The sequence below is a fragment of the Plantactinospora sp. ZYX-F-223 genome (assembly GCF_039649625.1).
In the GTDB taxonomy this organism is placed as follows: Bacteria; Actinomycetota; Actinomycetes; order Mycobacteriales; family Micromonosporaceae; genus Plantactinospora.
Window position 1 is genome coordinate 45,491 of record NZ_JBDJAV010000026.1, and the last position, 16,698, is coordinate 62,188.

Genomic DNA, 16,698 nt, shown 5'->3' on the forward strand with positions numbered 1-16,698 from the left:
CGTTCGCGCCCCGGCCGACAGCTCGGTGCTCTCGCGGCGCCGCCGGGCGTGGTGACGGAACTCGCGGTGGTGATCCGGCGGCCTCGGCCGGGCATCTCCGGGCGGCATGGGAACATAGAAAGCCCATCGTCGTCAGCCAACCAGAACGGACCGCCGTGCCACCGACGCCCGACTCCGGCGCGAACTCCCCTGGTGCCACCGACCCCGGCCGCATCAGGAACTTCTGCATCATCGCCCACATCGACCACGGCAAGTCGACGCTGGCCGACCGGATGTTGCAGCTCACCGGCGTGGTCGACCCCCGGCAGATGCGCGCACAGTATCTCGACCGGATGGACATCGAGCGGGAGCGCGGCATCACGATCAAGAGCCAGGCGGTCCGCATGCCGTGGACCGTGCGGGAGGGCGACCAGCAGGGCGAAGAGGCCGTGCTGAACATGATCGACACGCCTGGGCACGTGGACTTCACCTACGAGGTGTCCCGGTCGCTCGCCGCCTGCGAGGGGGCGATCCTGCTGGTCGACGCCGCCCAGGGGATCGAGGCGCAGACCCTGGCCAACCTCTATCTGGCGATGGAGAACGACCTCCACATCATCCCGGTGCTCAACAAGATCGATCTGCCGGCCGCCCAGCCGGACAAGTACGCCGAGGAGCTGGCGCACCTGATCGGCGTGGATCCGAGCGACTGCATCCGGGTCTCCGGCAAGACCGGCGAGGGGGTGCCGTACCTGCTCGACGAGATCGTCCGGCAGTTCAAGCCGCCGGTCGGTGACGCGACCGCGCCGGCCCGAGCCATGATCTTCGACTCCGTCTACGACGTGTACCGGGGCGTGGTGACGTACGTCCGGGTGGTCGACGGCCGGATCGAGGCTCGCGACAAGATCAAGATGATGTCCCTCGGCACGGTGCACGAGCTGCTGGAACTCGGCGTGATCTCCCCGGAGATGCAGAAGGCCGGCGCGCTCGGGGTCGGCGAGGTGGGCTATCTGATCACCGGCGTGAAGGACGTCCGGCAGTCCCGGGTCGGTGACACCGTCACCATCAACGCCCGGCCGGCGAGCGAGGCGCTCGGTGGCTACAAGGACCCGAAGCCGATGGTCTACTCGGGTCTCTACCCGATCGACGGGTCGGACTATCCGGCGCTGCGGGACGCGCTCGACAAGCTGAAGCTCAACGATGCGGCGCTCAACTACGAGCCGGAGACCTCGGCCGCGCTCGGCTTCGGCTTCCGCTGCGGCTTCCTCGGCCTGCTGCACCTGGAGATCATCGGTGAGCGGCTGGAACGCGAGTTCAACCTCGACCTGATCTCGACGGCGCCCAACGTGGTCTACCGGGTCGTCCTGGAGGACGGCAAGGAGGTCACGGTCACCAACCCGAGCGAGTACCCCACCGGCAAGATCGCCGAGGTGTACGAGCCGGTGGTCCGGGCCACCGTGCTGACCCCGAACGACTACGTCGGCGCGGTGATGGAACTCTGCCAGGGGCGGCGTGGCTCGTTGCAGGGGATGGACTACCTCTCCGCCGACCGGGTCGAACTGCGCTACACGTTGCCGCTCGCCGAGATCATCTTCGACTTCTTCGACCAGCTCAAGAGCCGTACCAAGGGCTATGCCTCGCTGGACTACGAGCCCTCCGGCGAGCAGCACTCCGACCTGGTCAAGGTCGACATCCTGCTCAACGGCGAGCCGGTGGACGCGTTCAGCGCGATCGTGCACAAGGACAAGGCGTACAACTACGGCGTCAACATCGCGGCGAAGTTGCAGAAGCTGATCCCCCGGCAGCAGTTCGAGGTGCCGATCCAGGCGGCGATCGGCAACCGGGTGATTGCCCGGGAGACCATCCGGGCGATCCGCAAGGACGTGCTGGCCAAGTGCTACGGCGGTGACATCAGCCGGAAGCGCAAGCTGCTGGAGAAGCAGAAGGAGGGGAAGAAGCGGATGAAGATGGTGGGCCGGGTCGAGGTGCCGCAGGAGGCCTTCATCGCCGCCCTCTCCACCGGCGACTCCGGCGACGGCAAGGGCGGCGGCAAGAAGTGATTCCCCGGGGGTACGGCCCCGGCGCGTCCTTCTGTCCCCGGTGTGCGGCGGCACTGCCCGGCCCCGCACCGACCACCTGTGCCCGGTGCGGCTACCAGCTCTTCGTCAACGCCCGCCCGACCGTCGGCCTCGTCATCCTGGACCGCGCTCCGTCGCTCGGGCCGGCCGGTCCCGGGGCAGGGCCGGCCGGTCCCGGGGCAGGGCCGGACGTCGCGGATCTGCGCTTCCTGGCCCTGCGCCGGGCAGCGGAACCGATGATCGGCCGGTGGGAGACGCCGGGCGGGTTCTGCGACGGCTGGGAGCACCCGGTGGAGGCGGCGGTACGGGAGGCCCGGGAGGAGCTCGGGGTGTCGATCACCCTTGGTGACCATCTCGGCATGTACGTCGGCAGCTACGAGTTCCAGGACGAGATTCTGCCGGTCCTCGACCACTTTTTCCTGGCCACCCTGGACGCCCCGAGGATCGTGCTCGATCCGGCCGAGTCTGCCGAGCTGAGCTGGTTTTCCCTGGTGGATCCGCCGCCGCTGGCCTTCGACACGATGGATGCGGCGGTTCGGGACGCGGCGCGACGTCTGGGCGCCTAGGTCGGTTTGAGCTTTTCAGCCTTCGGGAACCTAGCAGTCACCACAACAACGTGTGACGCATCCGAAGGAGGACGGCCGTGGAACTCACCGTCTGGGGTATCATCACCGCGCTCATCGTCGGTCTTGTCATCGGCGCCCTCGGTCGTCTGGTCGTACCCGGCCGGCAGGACATGCCGATCTGGCTGACCATGCTGATCGGTGTCGGTGCCGCGCTGCTCGGCACGGTCATCGCCCGGGCCGCCGGCATCGCGACCGTGACGGCCGGCATCGACTGGATGGAGCTGCTGATCCAGGTCGCACTGGCCGCCGTCGCGGTGGCCCTGGTGGCCGGAGTCGGCCGCCGTCGGCGAATCAGCCGCTACTGAGCCCCCCGCTCTCCGGTAGCAAGGGGCGCCGGTCGAGTCGGCCGGCGCCCCGCTGGCATCTCGGCCCGGCCTGTCGGCCCGCCGACTCCGCCGCCGACCGGTACGTCGACCGGACGGTCTGGCGCCGACTGCCACGGACCGCTAAATTCACCACGGCCGTACGATCGACTGTCGTGATCGACTGGCCGGCACCGCCTATAGTTGTGATCGTTCATTCGCATTTGCTCAAATGATCTCCCCATGTTACGCTCTGTAAGTGTCCACGGACTCTCTCCCGGGAAGCGTTAGGGTGTCACCTCTACAGCTTTCGGATCGGCATCCCAAGGTCGCGCTGTACCTTGAGGCGTACACCCCCCTGGTCGAAGAGTGGTTCCAGGCGTTGCGGGATTCCGATGCGCTGACAGAATTGCGCCGTACCGCACCGGGGCGGGACCTCGTCGACAATCTGCAAAGGCTCGACCAGCTTTTCCGGGACCTGGTCGACGGCATGTTCGCGCACCCGACGCCGGTGCTGGAGCGTGCCGTCGCGGTCGTGGCCGCGCATCGGGAGGCGGTCGTCTGGGAGGACCAGCTGGTGCCGCGCCCCGGTGCCGGTGCCGAGGAGTTGGCGGCCTCGCTGCGGCACAAGTTCAAGCGCAACATCAGCCTCGCCCTGCTGGAGGCGTTGATCTGCCTGGAGTCCGCGCTGACGTACGCGCGGGAGACCCTGGGCCTGTCCGGGGAGGAACTGGCGGACACCCTGCGGGCCAGCACATCCATGCTGGCCAGCCTCTCGGTCCTGCACGACCAGCAGGAGATGGCCCGGATGAGGCAGTTGACGGGCGACCCGACGGAGATCCAGCACCCGAAGTTCACCGTCGCGGACATCGTCCGGGGTGCCTTCCGGATCGGGCCCGACAAGTTCCGCGCCGTCGGCCCGGAGGGCCAGCGGAGGATCCGGTTCGGCAGCGTCCCGCCGCACGGCGTGGAGCTGGCCAGCCCGACCATGAAGTGCCCGGCGCACCGGCTGACCAACGACGAGGGCCAGCCGTTGAATAACGAGTTCTGGGCACTTCTCGTTGACGTCTACCGGATGTCCGGTCGGCTGGGCTAGCCCCACCGAACGGCGGGTCCGGCCATCGGCCGAACATGAATGGTTTGACGATTCCGTCGCGTTGGCCGGCGCTTCCGTAGTCGAATGCCCGCCGACCGTGTTGCCGTCGGTGCCCGCCCGGATCGGCACAACGGCCCCGCCCGGCGTGGTGTGTGCCAGGCCACTCCGGATGGCGTCGGTAAAACTGCCAATACCGTCGATGAATTACCCACGGTTATGCGCCGGTGTCATTAGGCAAAGGGTCCCGTGGACGGGACAAAAAATCACCGGCAGGCCGCCCGAGGGCTTTGTCTCGACAGCCCGAAAACGAAGTGGCGGCCCCACCGGCCCGGGCTGGACCGGCGGCGCCGCCACAGTCACGTCGGAGACGGTCAGCGCAGCCAGGGGATGCTGCGGTCGAGCAGACCGCGCTCCTTCAGCTCCTTGCGCAGCGGGATCTCGTCGTCGACGTACCCGTTCCAGTTGATGCCCCAGTAGTTGGCGGTGTGCGTACCCTCACCGAGCAGTTGGCGCTGCACCGGGGTCCGGTTCTGGTACCACTCGCCGTCCTTGTCCGGGTGCAGCTCGTCCAGCGGCCGGATCCACCGGTAGGTGTAGCCGACGAAGAGCATCTTCCGGGTGATGGTGGAGAGATTGGTGGACCGGGAGTGCCACTGGCGCCGGTCGAAGATGAAGGCGTCGCCGGGGTTGGCGGTGATCTCGACGGTGCCCTCGGGGTCCGGGTTGTGCACCGTCAGGTCGGCCGGGCGCGGCAGCGAGTTCCACAGGTGGCTACCCGGGATGACCTTGGTCGCCCCGCGGCCCTTCTCCGACAGGTCGGAGAGCACGTACGCGACCTTGAGCGAGAACATCGGCCGGGGCAGGTTCGGATCCATCGTCTCCGGGTCCGAGTTCTGCCGGTAGCCGTCCTGGTGCCAGCCCCAGTACGGCTTCTCCGGCTCCAGGGCCGGCGGCGTCACGTCCAGGTGGTTGTGGTGGGTGTAGATGTTCCACCCCGCGAGACCCCACATGTAGGGGAACGCGATCGGGTGGGTGAGCAGCTCGCCGAAGAGCTCGTCCCGCTCCAGGAAGCCCAGCAGGTGCAGCGTGCCGTCCTTGGTGGTGTTGCCGGCCGCCTTCTCCTCGGCGTAGACCCGGTCGACCGCGGCCTCCAGGGCCGCGCGGTGGTCCTCGGTCAGGACGTTGCGGAGCAACAGGAAGCCCTGCTCGTGGAACTCCTTGCGATCCGTGTCACTGATCGGCTCGTAGCCAGTGCGGCCGCCGTAGTCGAACACCGCGTCCCCTCCCCATAGGGTGAAACTCTTCTGAGCACACAGGCTGCCGATCGTAGCTCCCTCCGCAAGATCCGCATCTCGGCGCTCCGCCGTACGTCCGGCGCAGGCCATCCGGAGGTACGCAGGGCAGCCGGACCCTGACAGGGCGCAACAAGTCCGTTGGAAAATAGGGGTATACGAGCCGATCTGGCCGTTTGTGCAATCACTGCCAGTTAGCGGTGACCCGGTCGTGCAACAAAATCGCCGGGCGATCGGTGCCGCTTCGCGGCCTGAGCAGGCTCAGTCGGTGAAGACCTCGGCGACCACCTGGTGCGGGGTCGGCGGCGCGCCCTTGACCGGCGCCCAGGTGCCGTCGTCCGCCGTCCACTGGAGGTCGCCGAAGCGCACCGTCTTCACCCCGTGGTCGTCGGCGTGCGACACCAGCCAGTGCGCGTAGCGCCAGCCCACCTGCTGATCCGTCGTCGGTACGGCCAGCCCGGTCAACTCGGCCGGAACCGACGTCTCCAGCCGGCCCCAGTCCAGCTTCAGCCCGGCGGTCAGCGCCGCCGCCGCCGCGGTCCCGCGCATTGCCGGCTCCCGGCCCACCGTGCAGGCCACCGCGCCGGTGGCATTGCCCAGCAGCGCCCGGGTCAGCACCTCGGACTCGTCCGCCCACTGCTGGTAGGCGCGGGGGTAGGCCGACCGCTGCACCCGCTGCGCCGCGACCGTGACCTCCATCTGCTCCCAGCCGCGGACCTTCTTCAGCGCGTTGTAGAACTTGGTCGCGGCGTAGCGCGGATCCCGGATCTGCTCCGGCTTGCCCCAGCCCTGACTCGGCCGCTGCTGGAACAGCCCTACCGAGTCCCGGTCACCGCCGGCCAGGTTGCGCAGCCGGGACTCCTGGAACGCCGTGGCCAGCGCCACCACCACGGCCCGCTCCGGCATGTCCCGCCGGACGCCCACCGCGGCGATGGTCGCGGCGTTCGCCATCTGCTCGGCGTTCAGCGTGACCCGGCCGTCCGCCTCGACCACGCAGCCCGGGGCGGCGCTGGGTATCGGCAGGGTGTGCCCGAACTCGCGGGCGCCCAGGTAGACACCGAAACCGGCAACCGCCGCGAGCGCCACCCCCGCCGCCACCATGGCCCGAGTCTGCACCGCCACCCCCTGCCCGATAGTCGGACACAGCCTACTTCGACTGCCCAAAATCCAGACCCGGTCACGGCCAAGTCAGGGCCGGCGGAGCCGGAGTCAGCCGCCGGGTACCCACCGGGCGGGCCGTTTCTCGCCGAACGCCGCGACGCCCTCGCGCCCCTCCTCGGAGTGGAAGTACCGCACCGACAGGTCGCGCAGCTCCGCCAGATCGGCCCGGAAGCTCTCCGCCGTGCCGCGCCGGAGCAGTTCCTTCGCCCCGGCCAGCGCCCCGGGTGCACCACGGACCAGCGCCAGGCAGTACGAGGCGACGGTCTCGTCCAGCGCCTCGGCCGAGGTCACCGTGGTGACCAGGCCGATCTCGGCCGCCCGACGACCGTCGAAGACGTCCCCGGTCAGATACAGCTCGGCGGCGGCCCGTGGTTGTAGCCGGGGCAGCACGGTCGCCGAGATCACCGCCGGGATCACCCCGAGCCGTACCTCGGTGAACGCGAAGGTCGCCTCCTGGGCGCAGATCGCGATGTCGGCCGCCGCGACCAGGCCGAGGCCACCGGCCCGGGCCGGCCCGCCGATCCGGGCCACCACCGGCTTCGGGCACTCCCAGATCGCCGCGAGCACGTCACCGAGCATCGCCACCGGCACCGTGCCCTCGCGGTACGCCGCCGCCGTCTCCTTGAGGTCGGCGCCGGAGCTGAAGACCGGCCCGGTGTGCGAGAGCACCACCACCCGGACGTCGTCGTCCGCCGCCGCCGCGCCCAGCGCGTCGAGCAGTTGCCGGAGCAGGGTGCTGGAGAGCGCGTTGCGGTTGTGCGGGCTGTCCAGGGTGAGAGTTGTCACTCCGTGCGTGGTAGAGACCCGGACGAGCGGATCAGGGGCTGAGGTCATGCCCGCACACTAGTCATATGCCTGGACTGCTCCCAGCGGGCGAGCCCGTACCCGTCGACGGGGCGCTGCCCGACGCCGCCCTGGCCACGGTCGGCGACCGCGGCTTCGGCGTCTACGTGCACGTGCCGTTCTGCGCCAGCCGCTGCGGCTACTGCGACTTCAACACCTACACCGCGACCGAACTCGGCGGGACGGCGGGCCGGGACGGCTATGCCGACCAGGTGCTCGCCGAACTGCGGCTGGCCGCCCGGGTACTGGCCGACCGGCCGCCGGCCCGGGTCGACACGGTCTTCGTCGGCGGCGGTACGCCCACCCTGCTGCCCCCGGACGACCTGGCCCGGATCCTGGACGGCATCGACCGGACCTGGGGGCTGGCCGCCGATGCCGAGGTCACCACCGAGGCGAATCCGGAGTCGGTGACCCGGGAGTCGCTCAAGGAACTGCGGGCCGCCGGCTACACCCGGATCTCCCTGGGCATGCAGTCGGCCGCCCCGCCCGTGCTGGCGGTCCTCGACCGCCGGCACACCGCCGGCCGGGCCACCGAGGCCGCGCAGGAGGCCCGGGAGGTCGGCTTCGCCCACGTCAACCTGGACCTGATCTACGGAACGCCGGGGGAGCGCGCGGAGGACTTCGCGGCGTCGCTGTCGGCGGTGCTGGCCGCCGGGGTCGACCACGTCAGCGCGTACGCCCTGATCGTCGAGGACGGCACCCGGCTGGCCGCCCGGATGCGGCGCGGCGAGTTGGCGTACCCGGACGACGACGTGGCGGCGGATCGCTACCTGGCCGCGGAGGCGGCGCTGTCCGAGGCGGGCTTCTCCTGGTACGAGGTCTCCAACTGGGCCCGCACGCCGGCTGCTGCCTGCCGGCACAACCTGCTCTACTGGACCGGCGGCGACTGGTGGGGCCTCGGTCCCGGCGCGCACAGCCACGTCGGCGGGGTCCGCTGGTGGAACGTCAAGCACCCGTCGAGCTACGCGGCCCGACTCGGTGCGGGGCAGTCCCCCGGGCAGGCCCGGGAGGTGCTGTCGGCGCGGGAGCGGCAGGTGGAGGAGGTGCTGCTCCGGCTCCGGCTCGCCACCGGGCTGCCGCTGGCGGCGCTGGACGACGCGGGGCGGGTCGGCGCGGCCCGGGCCCGCGAGACCGGCCTGCTGGACGGGGCGGCGTACGAGGCGGGGCAGGCCGTGCTCACCCTGCGCGGGCGGCTGCTGGCCGACGCGGTGGTCCGGGACCTGCTGCCCTGACCCGGCCCCGACAGTGCGATGGCCCGCGCCGTTTCCGGCACGGGCCAGCACAGCGCTGTCGGGGCTACTTGACCATGCGGATGGTCATCGGATAGCGGTACAGCACGCCCTCGTTGGCCTTCATGCCGGCGATGATCGAGAAGATCAGCACCACCACCCAGGCGATGAACGGCAGGAAGAACAGCACGAGGGTGCAGGTCCCGACGATGAGCGAGACGATCGAGATGATGCCCCAGGTGATCTGGAAGTTGAGCGCCTCGACCGCGTGCGCGCGTACGGTCGGCGACTCGTTGCCCTTGGCGAGCAGCGCGACGAGCGAGGCGATGAAGCCGACCACGATGCCGCCGAAGTGGGCGATCAGGGCCCAGGTCTTCTCGTCGCTGTTGGCGTAGCCGGACGGTGCCGGGGCGCCGTACGGGTTGCCCGGGTAGCCGCCCGGTGGCGGGTAGCCGGTACCGGGGTAGCCGCCCGGTGGCTGGCCGCCGGGGGGTGGGTAACCGCCGCCGGGGGGTGGGTAACCGCCGGGTGGCGGGTACCCACCGGGCGGGGGATAACCGCCACCGGAGGTCGGATAGGTCCCGCCACCTGACGTCGGGTAGGTCCCGCCGCCCGAGGTCGGGTACGTGCCGCCGCCGGAGGTCGGCGGGGGCGTGCCGGGCGCACCATACTGGGGTGCGGCGGGCGGGGGGTACCCCTCGCCTGGCGTCGGGTATTGGCCCGGATTCATCGGGGCGGTCGGGTCCGGGGGCGGACCGCCGTATTCTCCGGGAGGGCGAGGCGGTTCAGTCATGGAGGTCACGGTAGGACTCCCGCTCAACCGGCGCCAGCCGCCCGGCGGATTGAATCTGGACAATGGCCGACCGTACCTGCTAGGCCGACCGGGGTAGGGTGTGCTGGCAAGCCTGTTGTCCGGGTTCGGATAGCCCTTCCAATCGATCATCGCGCCGGGTACGCCTTGGTCGTAGACTGGCACTCGCTACAGTCGAGTGCCAGGGCGGACCTGGCCCGACCGTCGTGGCCGCCCCGGTCGTTTCGCCCAGCCGGGGCCGGGACGTCGCAGGGAGGTGAGGATGGGTCTCGACGACCGCAAGCTCGACGTGCTGCGCGCGATCGTGGAGGACTACGTCGCCACCCAGGAACCGGTCGGCAGCAAGGCCCTGGTCGAGCGGCACCAGCTCGGGGTCTCCCCGGCCACCGTCCGCAACGACATGGCCGTGCTGGAGGAGGAGGGCTACATCCGGCAGCCGCACACCAGCGCCGGCCGGGTCCCCACGGACCGTGGCTACCGGCTCTTCGTGGACCGGCTCTCCCGGGTCAAGCCGCTCACCCCGGCCGAGCGCCGGGCGATCGAGCGTTTCCTGGTCGGCGCGGTGGACCTCGACGACGTGGTGCACCGTACGGTCCGGCTGCTCGCCCAGCTCACCCGGCAGGTGGCCGTGGTGCAGTACCCGAGCCTGGCCCGGTCCTCCGTCCGGCACCTGGAGCTGGTGCCGATCTCCACCACCCGGCTGATGCTGGTCATGATCGCCGACACCGGTCGGGTGGAGCAGCGGCTGGTCGAGCTGCCGACCCCGATCAGCGCCGACGACGTGACCGACCTGCGCCGGCTGGTCAACGAGCGGCTCGGCGGCGAGAAGCTGGCCGAGACCCCGCCGCTGGTCCAGGCGCTGGTCGACGAGGTGCCTCCGGGGCTCCGCCCGGCGATGACCACGCTCGCCACGGTGCTGCTGGAGACCCTGGTCGAGCGGCACGAGGAGCGGATCGTGATGGCCGGCACCGCCAACCTGACCCGGGGCGGGCTGCTCGACTTCCAGGGGTCGCTGCGGCCCATCCTCGAGGCGCTCGAGGAGGAGGTCATCCTGCTCAAGCTGATCGGCGAGGTGGAGCCGAACACCCTCCAGGTACGCATCGGCGACGAGAACGAGATCGACAATCTGCGGGCCACCTCGGTGGTCAGCACCGGATACGGTCCGGGTACGACCATCGTCGGCGGACTCGGCGTGTTGGGTCCCACCCGGATGGACTACCCGGGCACCATCGCCACGGTGCGGGCCGTGGCACGCTACGTCGGCGACGTGCTGGCGCAGAACTGACCACCAAAGCTCACCCTGACGACCGGCGGACGGTAACGCGAGACAGACATGAGGACACGGAACGCAGTGGCCAAGGACTACTACGGGATTCTCGGCGTCAGCCGGGACGCCTCCGACGACGACATCAAGCGCGCCTACCGCAAGTTGGCGCGGCAGTACCACCCGGACGTGAATCCGGATCCGGAGGCACACGAGAAGTTCAAGGACATCAACGCCGCGTACGAGGTCCTCTCGGACGACCAGAAGCGGCAGATCGTCGACCTCGGTGGCGACCCGCTGGCCCCTGGTGGCGGCCCCGGGGCCGGCCCGGGCGGTGCCGGTGGGCCGTTCGTCGGCTTCCAGGACATCATGGACGCGTTCTTCGGGGCGGCGGGTGGCGCGCGCGGGCCGCGTCCGCGTACCCGGCCCGGGGCCGACGCGATCCTGCGGCTCGAACTCGACCTGCACGAGACGGCGTTCGGGGTGGAGGCGCCGATCGCGGTGGACACCGCCGTGCTCTGCACCACCTGCTCCGGGGCCGGCACGGCGCCCGGCACCCATCTCGCCACCTGCGAGGCGTGCGGCGGGCGGGGCGAGGTGCAGTCGGTGCAGCGGACCTTCCTCGGCCAGGTCGTCTCGTCCCGGCCGTGCACCGTCTGCCAGGGGTACGGCACGGTCATCCCGCACGCCTGCCCCACCTGCGCCGGTGACGGCCGGGTGCGTACCCGCCGCTCGTTGACCGTCAAGATCCCGGCCGGCGTCGAGGACGGCATGCGGATCCGGCTGGCCCAGCAGGGCGAGGTCGGCCCCGGCGGCGGTACGGCCGGCGACCTCTACGTCGAGATCCACGAGCGGCCGCACGACGTCTACTCCCGCAAGGGCGACGACCTGCACTGCCGGGTCACCGTGCCGATGACCGCCGCCGCGCTCGGCACCCGGCTGACCATCAAGACGCTGGACAGCGAGGAGCCGGTCGACGTCAAGCCGGGCACCCAGCCGGGCTCGACGCTGCGGCTGCGGGCCCGGGGGGTGCCGCACCTGCGCGGTACCGGCCGGGGCGACCTCTACGTGCACCTCGACGTGCGTACCCCGACCAAGCTCGACGCCGAGCAGGAGCGGATGCTGCGCGAGTTCGCCAAGACCCGGGGCGAGGAGGTCGCCGAGCTGACCAAGCAGGGCGGCTTCTTCTCCCGGATGCGGGACGCCTTCAACGGCCACGCCTGAGGGGCGCGTCGTCCGGCCGGCCAGCTTCCCCGGCCGGACGACCGGTTACCCTGCTCGCCGTGAGCGCGCCGCTGTTCCTGGTCGAATCGCTGCCGCCCGGCGACTCCGTCACGCTGGACGGTCCGGAGGGGCACCACGCCGCGACCGTGCAGCGGCTGCGTACCGGTGCGGAGCTGCTGCTCGCCGACGGGCGCGGCGGCACCCTGACCGCCGTGGTCACCGCCGTCGGCCGGGGCACCCTGACCGCCTCGGTCACCTCCCGGCGGTACGCCGACCCGCCCGACCCACGCCTGGTGGTGGTGCAGGGCATCGCCAAGGGCGACCGGGCCGAGCTGGCCGTGCAGGCGATGACCGAGGTCGGGGTGGACGAGATCGTGCCCTGGGCGGCCGAGCGCTCGGTGGCGCAGTGGCGCGGCGACCGGGGCGCCCGGGCCCGGGACCGCTGGGTGGCGACCGCCCGCGAGGCGACCAAGCAGGCCCGCCGGCCCTGGCTGCCGGTGGTCGCCGGATCGGCGCAGGCGCCGGACGAGTCGACCCGGGCGGTGGCCCGGCGGATCGCCGAGGCGGCGGCCGGTTTTGTGCTGCACGAGGAGGCGGAGGCCCGGCTGGGCACCGCCGAGCTGCCCGCGACCGGTGACATCGTGCTGGTGGTCGGCCCGGAGGGCGGCGTGTCGCCGGCCGAGCTGGAGACGCTGGCCTCGGCCGGCGCCGTACCGGTCCGGCTCGGGCCCGAGGTGCTGCGGACCTCGACCGCCGGGGTCGCGGCACTGGCCGTGCTCTCCAGCCGGCTCGGCCGCTGGTGACCCCGGGGCGTGCTCGGGCAGTGCGTGGCCGGCCTTCCCCGGCGGGGTCCGGGAGAGGGCCGGGTCAGCGGTCGAGGGCGGCGGTCAGGCGCCGGTCGGCGACGCTGCGGCCCGCCTCGACCCGGTACCGGCCGGACCGGGTCCGCCAGCCGTCCGGCTCCCAGACCTGGAAGGTCCGCTCCGGCAGCGGCACCCGTACCGTCACCGCCTCGCCGGGAGCCGCCCCGGCGGCGGCGAAGCCGGCCAGCCAGCGGGCCGGCCGGTCCGGATCGATGGCCTCCGGGGCGACGTACACCTGCACCACCTCGCGGCCCGGGCGGACGCCGGTGTTCCGGACCGTGACCACCGCGACCGGCCCATCCGGCCCGGCCCCGACGGTCAGCGACTCGTACGCCCAGTCGGTGTAGCCGAGCCCGTGCCCGAACGGGAAGAGCGGTGCGGCCCGCCAGCCCCGGTAGCCGACGAAGACCCCGTCGGTGTAGTCGAGCACCCCGTCGACCGGGGTGGTGGAAAGCGCCGGGCAGTCCTCCGGCCGGCGTGGCCAGGTGGTGGGGAGCCGGCCACCCGGTTCCGCCCGACCCAGCAACACGTCGGCGAGCGCCGCCCCGGCCTCCTGGCCGGGAAACCAGGTGAGCAGGATCGCCGCCACCTCGTCGGCCCAGGGCATCAGCACCGGCGAGCCGGCGTTGACCACCACCACCGTCCGGGGATTGGCCGCCGCGACCCGGGAGACCAACTCGTCCTGCCGGCCGGGCAGCGCCAGCGTGCTCCGGTCGAACCCCTCCGACTCCACCTCCTCGGTGGTGCCGACCACCACCACCGCCACGTCGGCGCCGGTGGCCGTCCGGACCGCCTCGTCGAGCAGGTCGTCGTCCGAGCCGACCGTGGGCTCGGCATGCCCGAGGGTGAACGACACGAAGCCCGGGTGGTCGCCGTCGACCATCCGCCGGGTGAGCCGTACCTCGACCGGTTCGCCGGCCCGGACGGAGATCTCGAACCGGCGCTCGACGTCGGCCCGGAAGACCGTGCCGGGCTCCTCGGCCGGGTGGTAGACCGGACCGTCGAAGAGTTCCCTGCCGTCCACGGTGAGGGTGAAGACCCCGAAGCCCTCGATCGAGAGCCGGGCGGTGCCGCTGGTCCGCGGCGTGTGTACGGCGGTGAGGTCGACGGTGGCCAGCTCGTCCGGCGGCAGCCCGTCCGGCAGGTCACCCATCCAGCGCACCGTCGCCCGGTCCAGCTCCGCCCGGTAGCGCTCCCGGCCGTCGGCGTCGCGCAGCGTCGCGGTGATCGGGGTCCAGGCCACGCCGCCGGCCGCCGGTAGCCGGAGCCGGGGGTCGGCGCCGACCGCGTACCCGAGGTCGGTGTCGGGGAGCGCGGCGGCCAGCCCGGCGAGCGGGGAGATCGCGTGCGGCGGCGCGACCCGGGCACTGCCGCCGCCCTGGATCCGCGCGTCGTCGGCGAGGGCGCCGAGCACCGCGACCCGGCGCAGCCGGCCCGGGTCGAGCGGCAGCAGGTCGCCGTCGTTGCGGGCCAGCACGAAGGAGCGGACCGCCACCGCGTGCGCCAGGGCGGTGCCGTCCGGCGGGCGCGGCCGGTCGGCCGGGTCCACCGCCGGGGGTACCCCGTCGAGCAGCCCGACCCGGCCGGCGAGCCGGAGCACCCGGCGTACCTTCTCGTCCACCTCGGCCTCGGCGACGGTGCCGGCGCGCACGGCGGCGACCAGCGCGGCGCCCCACGGATCGCCGACGGCCGGCATCACCACGTCGAGCCCGGCGTTCGCGGACGCCTCGGTGCTCGTCGCCGCCGTCCAGTCGGAGACCACGATCCCGTCGAAGCCCCACTCCCGCCTGAGCAGGTCCCGGAGCAGCCCGGCGTGCTCGGTCATGGTGTGCCCGTTGACCCCGTTGTACGCCGCCATCACCGCCCAGACGCCGGCGGCGACGATCCGCTCGAACGGGACGAGGTAGACCTCCCGGAGCGCGCGCTCGGAGACCCGGACGTCCACGGTCATCCGTTCCGTCTCCGAGTCGTTGGCGACCAGGTGCTTGACCGTGGCGCCCACGCCGAGGTCCTGCACGCCGGTGACATAGCCGACGCCGATCTCGGCGCTGAGCAGCGGATCCTCCGAGTAGCACTCGAAGTGCCGGCCGCCGAGCGGGCTGCGGTGCAGGTTGACGGTGGGGGCGAGGAGCAGGTGGATTCCCTTGCGCCGGCACTCGGCGGCGAGCATCCGGCCGGCCTGCCGGGCCAGCTCGGGATCCCAGGTGGCGGCGAGCGCGGTCGGGCTGGGCAGCGCGGTGGACGGGTCGTCCGGGGTCCAGCGGACGCCGCGTACCCCGATCGGGCCGTCCGACATCACCAGCGAGTCGAGCCCGATCGCGGGTACGGCCGGCAGGGTCCAGAAGTCCTGGCCGGAGAGGAGCCGGACCTTGGTCTCCAGGTCCAGCGCGGCGAGCGCCCGTTCCAGCACCGCGTCGTCCCCGTCGACCGTCGCCGCGTCATCTCCGTCGACCGTCGCCGCGTCCCGCCGATCCACCGTCATCGTCGCGCCCCTTCCACCGGCCGGATATCGATCATCCTGCCAGTCGGAGCCACCTTCCGCTGTCCGACGAGGACCGCCCCGACCCCCGGACGGCACCGCCCGGCGCCGGGCGGCGGCCGGGCGGCGGCTCAGGTGCGCAGGTAGGAGGCGCCGTTGAGGTCCACGATGGTGCCGGAGGCCCACTCCGCCTCGGGCGAGGCCAGCCAGTGCACGGCCGCGGCGATCTCCTCCGGCCGGGCGACCCGGTTGAACGGGCTCTGCGCCCGGATCGCGTCGCCGCGCGGCGCCTTGAGGTGTTCGTTGGTCATGTCGGTCTCGACGAAACCGGGCGCGACGGTGGCGACCGCGATGCCGTACGGGGCCAGGGCCACCGCGAGGGACTGGCCGAGCGCGTTCAGTCCGGCCTTGCTGGCGCCGTACGCCGGCTGGGTCGGCTCGCCCCGGAACGCGCCCCGGGACGAGACGTTGACGATCCGGCCGCCCCGGTCCCGCAGGTGCCGGGCGGCGCACCAGATGGTGTTGGCCGCGCCGAGCAGGTTGACGTCGAGGGTCCGGCGCCACTGTTGCTGCCACTGCTCGTAGGAGGAGTCGAAGATCGGGTGCCCCGCGTCCGCGCTGCCGAACACCCCGGCGTTGTTCACCAGTACGTCGAGTCCGCCGAGTCGTTCGGCCGCGTCGTCGACCATCGCGCGTACCTCGTCCGGGTCGGCGAGATCGCCCTGGACCACCACGTGCCCCTCGCCGGGCAGGGCGGCGACGAGTTGTTCGGCCAGCGGGGTCGAGTCGCGGTGGTGCACGGCCACCCGATCGCCACCGGCGGCGAACGCCGTCGCCACCGCTCGCCCGATTCCCCGGGACGCCCCCGTCACCAGCACCGCTCGTCCAGCCATCCGATCATGATGCCGGGCGGCTCCCGGAGCCGGACGGCCGGGCCGGCCATCACGGGGTACGGTCGGGCCGGACCGCGCCGGGGAGCGGCAGCCCCTACGATTGGCGATGATGAAGACCGACTGTCTGTTCTGCCGGATCGTCGCGGGCGAGATCCCGGCCACCGTCGTCCGGGAGACCGACACCACGCTCGCGTTCCGGGACATCGACCCGAAGGCACCGGTGCACGTGCTGGTGATCCCGAAGGAGCACTATGCCGACGTGGTGACCCTGACCGAGGCCGATCCCGGGCTGGCCGGCGACGTACTCGGCACCGCGGCGGTGGTGGCCGAGACCGAGGGACTTGCCGCCGACGGCTTCCGGCTGATCTTCAACACCGGCCCGTACGGTGGGCAGGAGGTCTTCCACGCCCACGCCCACGTGCTCGGCGGCGAGCCGCTGGGGCCGATGCTGGCCCGCTGAGCGCGCCTCCCCTCGGCCCGTCCGGCGGCTCGGGCCGCACACCGCGCCACCCGCTGGGCGGGCGGCGGGCCCCAGGTGGGCGGGCGGCCGGCCCAGGTGGG

At 72.1% G+C, this 16,698-nt stretch carries 15 protein-coding genes; 9 read left to right on the top strand and 6 right to left on the bottom strand.

The genetic code is table 11. From position 1 onward, the window contains the following. The first annotated feature begins 155 nt into the window (after positions 1–155). The 4 genes from lepA to AAH979_RS25160 all read left to right on the top strand — a co-directional run bounded on the left by lepA (position 156) and on the right by AAH979_RS25160 (position 4,078). Positions 156–2,036, top strand: coding sequence for a translation elongation factor 4 (lepA, locus tag AAH979_RS25145; protein ID WP_346260586.1), 1,881 nt, complete (start codon positions 156–158; stop codon positions 2,034–2,036). Then, the gene (locus AAH979_RS25150; protein ID WP_346260587.1) at positions 2,033–2,620 is read left to right on the top strand and encodes an NUDIX domain-containing protein; all 588 of its coding nucleotides are present in this window, start codon (positions 2,033–2,035) and stop codon (positions 2,618–2,620) included. The genes lepA and AAH979_RS25150 overlap by 4 nt, the downstream gene beginning before the upstream one ends. A gap of 77 nt (positions 2,621–2,697) precedes the next feature. Further along, a complete protein-coding gene (locus tag AAH979_RS25155; protein WP_346260588.1) occupies positions 2,698–2,985 on the top strand; it encodes a GlsB/YeaQ/YmgE family stress response membrane protein in 288 nt (95 codons plus the stop codon). 289 nt (positions 2,986–3,274) lie between these two features. Then, the gene (locus AAH979_RS25160; RefSeq protein WP_346260589.1) at positions 3,275–4,078 is read left to right on the top strand and encodes a hypothetical protein; all 804 of its coding nucleotides are present in this window, start codon (positions 3,275–3,277) and stop codon (positions 4,076–4,078) included. 371 nt (positions 4,079–4,449) lie between these two features. Here AAH979_RS25160 and AAH979_RS25165 read toward each other — a convergent pair whose 3' ends face one another. The 3 genes from AAH979_RS25165 to AAH979_RS25175 form a co-directional block, all read right to left on the bottom strand. Beyond that, positions 4,450–5,352: a phytanoyl-CoA dioxygenase family protein gene (locus AAH979_RS25165; RefSeq protein WP_346260590.1), complete on the bottom strand. Its 903-nt coding sequence runs from the start codon at positions 5,350–5,352 to the stop codon at positions 4,450–4,452. 279 nt (positions 5,353–5,631) lie between these two features. Continuing rightward, complete coding sequence (locus AAH979_RS25170) at positions 5,632–6,492, bottom strand: hypothetical protein (RefSeq protein WP_346260591.1); 861 nt, start codon at positions 6,490–6,492, stop codon at positions 5,632–5,634. Positions 6,493–6,579: 87 nt separating this feature from the next. Next, on the bottom strand, positions 6,580–7,365 hold the full coding sequence (locus AAH979_RS25175) for an enoyl-CoA hydratase family protein (protein ID WP_346260592.1): 786 nt from the start codon (positions 7,363–7,365) through the stop codon (positions 6,580–6,582). Positions 7,366–7,382: 17 nt separating this feature from the next. Between AAH979_RS25175 and hemW the strand changes: the two genes are divergently transcribed. Continuing rightward, positions 7,383–8,606: a radical SAM family heme chaperone HemW gene (hemW, locus tag AAH979_RS25180; RefSeq protein ID WP_346260593.1), complete on the top strand. Its 1,224-nt coding sequence runs from the start codon at positions 7,383–7,385 to the stop codon at positions 8,604–8,606. 64 nt (positions 8,607–8,670) lie between these two features. Here the strand turns inward: hemW and AAH979_RS25185 are convergent, their stop codons facing one another. After that, the gene (locus AAH979_RS25185) at positions 8,671–9,396 is read right to left on the bottom strand and encodes a DUF4870 domain-containing protein (protein ID WP_346260594.1); all 726 of its coding nucleotides are present in this window, start codon (positions 9,394–9,396) and stop codon (positions 8,671–8,673) included. Positions 9,397–9,676: 280 nt separating this feature from the next. On the opposite strand from AAH979_RS25185, the gene hrcA reads away from it, so the two are divergent. The 3 genes from hrcA (at position 9,677) to AAH979_RS25200 (ending at position 12,705) form a co-directional block, all read left to right on the top strand. Continuing rightward, entirely contained in the window at positions 9,677–10,699 is a 1,023-nt protein-coding gene (gene hrcA, locus AAH979_RS25190; RefSeq protein ID WP_346260595.1) for a heat-inducible transcriptional repressor HrcA, read from the top strand. 66 nt (positions 10,700–10,765) lie between these two features. Next, the gene (gene dnaJ, locus AAH979_RS25195; protein WP_318398586.1) at positions 10,766–11,902 is read left to right on the top strand and encodes a molecular chaperone DnaJ; all 1,137 of its coding nucleotides are present in this window, start codon (positions 10,766–10,768) and stop codon (positions 11,900–11,902) included. Positions 11,903–11,961: 59 nt separating this feature from the next. Continuing rightward, positions 11,962–12,705, top strand: coding sequence for a 16S rRNA (uracil(1498)-N(3))-methyltransferase (locus AAH979_RS25200; RefSeq protein WP_346260596.1), 744 nt, complete (start codon positions 11,962–11,964; stop codon positions 12,703–12,705). Positions 12,706–12,769: 64 nt separating this feature from the next. Here AAH979_RS25200 and AAH979_RS25205 read toward each other — a convergent pair whose 3' ends face one another. Together AAH979_RS25205 and AAH979_RS25210 are read right to left on the bottom strand one after the other, a co-directional pair. Beyond that, positions 12,770–15,247: a glycoside hydrolase family 3 C-terminal domain-containing protein gene (locus AAH979_RS25205; RefSeq protein ID WP_346260597.1), complete on the bottom strand. Its 2,478-nt coding sequence runs from the start codon at positions 15,245–15,247 to the stop codon at positions 12,770–12,772. Between the two features lie 128 nt (positions 15,248–15,375). Continuing rightward, complete coding sequence (locus tag AAH979_RS25210; protein WP_346260598.1) at positions 15,376–16,137, bottom strand: SDR family oxidoreductase; 762 nt, start codon at positions 16,135–16,137, stop codon at positions 15,376–15,378. Positions 16,138–16,243: 106 nt separating this feature from the next. Between AAH979_RS25210 and AAH979_RS25215 the strand changes: the two genes are divergently transcribed. After that, on the top strand, positions 16,244–16,597 hold the full coding sequence (locus tag AAH979_RS25215) for a histidine triad nucleotide-binding protein (RefSeq protein WP_346260599.1): 354 nt from the start codon (positions 16,244–16,246) through the stop codon (positions 16,595–16,597). Positions 16,598–16,698 lie beyond the last annotated feature (101 nt).

Coding starts and splice junctions, on each gene's coding strand:
- hemW (WP_346260593.1), top strand. CDS start 7,383: ATGCCTGGACTGCTCCCAGCGGGCGAGCCCGTACCCGTCGACGGGGCG.
- AAH979_RS25185 (WP_346260594.1), bottom strand. CDS start 9,396: ATGACTGAACCGCCTCGCCCTCCCGGAGAATACGGCGGTCCGCCCCCG.
- AAH979_RS25210 (WP_346260598.1), bottom strand. CDS start 16,137: ATGGCTGGACGAGCGGTGCTGGTGACGGGGGCGTCCCGGGGAATCGGG.
- AAH979_RS25205 (WP_346260597.1), bottom strand. CDS start 15,247: ATGACGGTGGATCGGCGGGACGCGGCGACGGTCGACGGAGATGACGCG.
- hrcA (WP_346260595.1), top strand. CDS start 9,677: ATGGGTCTCGACGACCGCAAGCTCGACGTGCTGCGCGCGATCGTGGAG.
- AAH979_RS25215 (WP_346260599.1), top strand. CDS start 16,244: ATGATGAAGACCGACTGTCTGTTCTGCCGGATCGTCGCGGGCGAGATC.
- AAH979_RS25175 (WP_346260592.1), bottom strand. CDS start 7,365: ATGACCTCAGCCCCTGATCCGCTCGTCCGGGTCTCTACCACGCACGGA.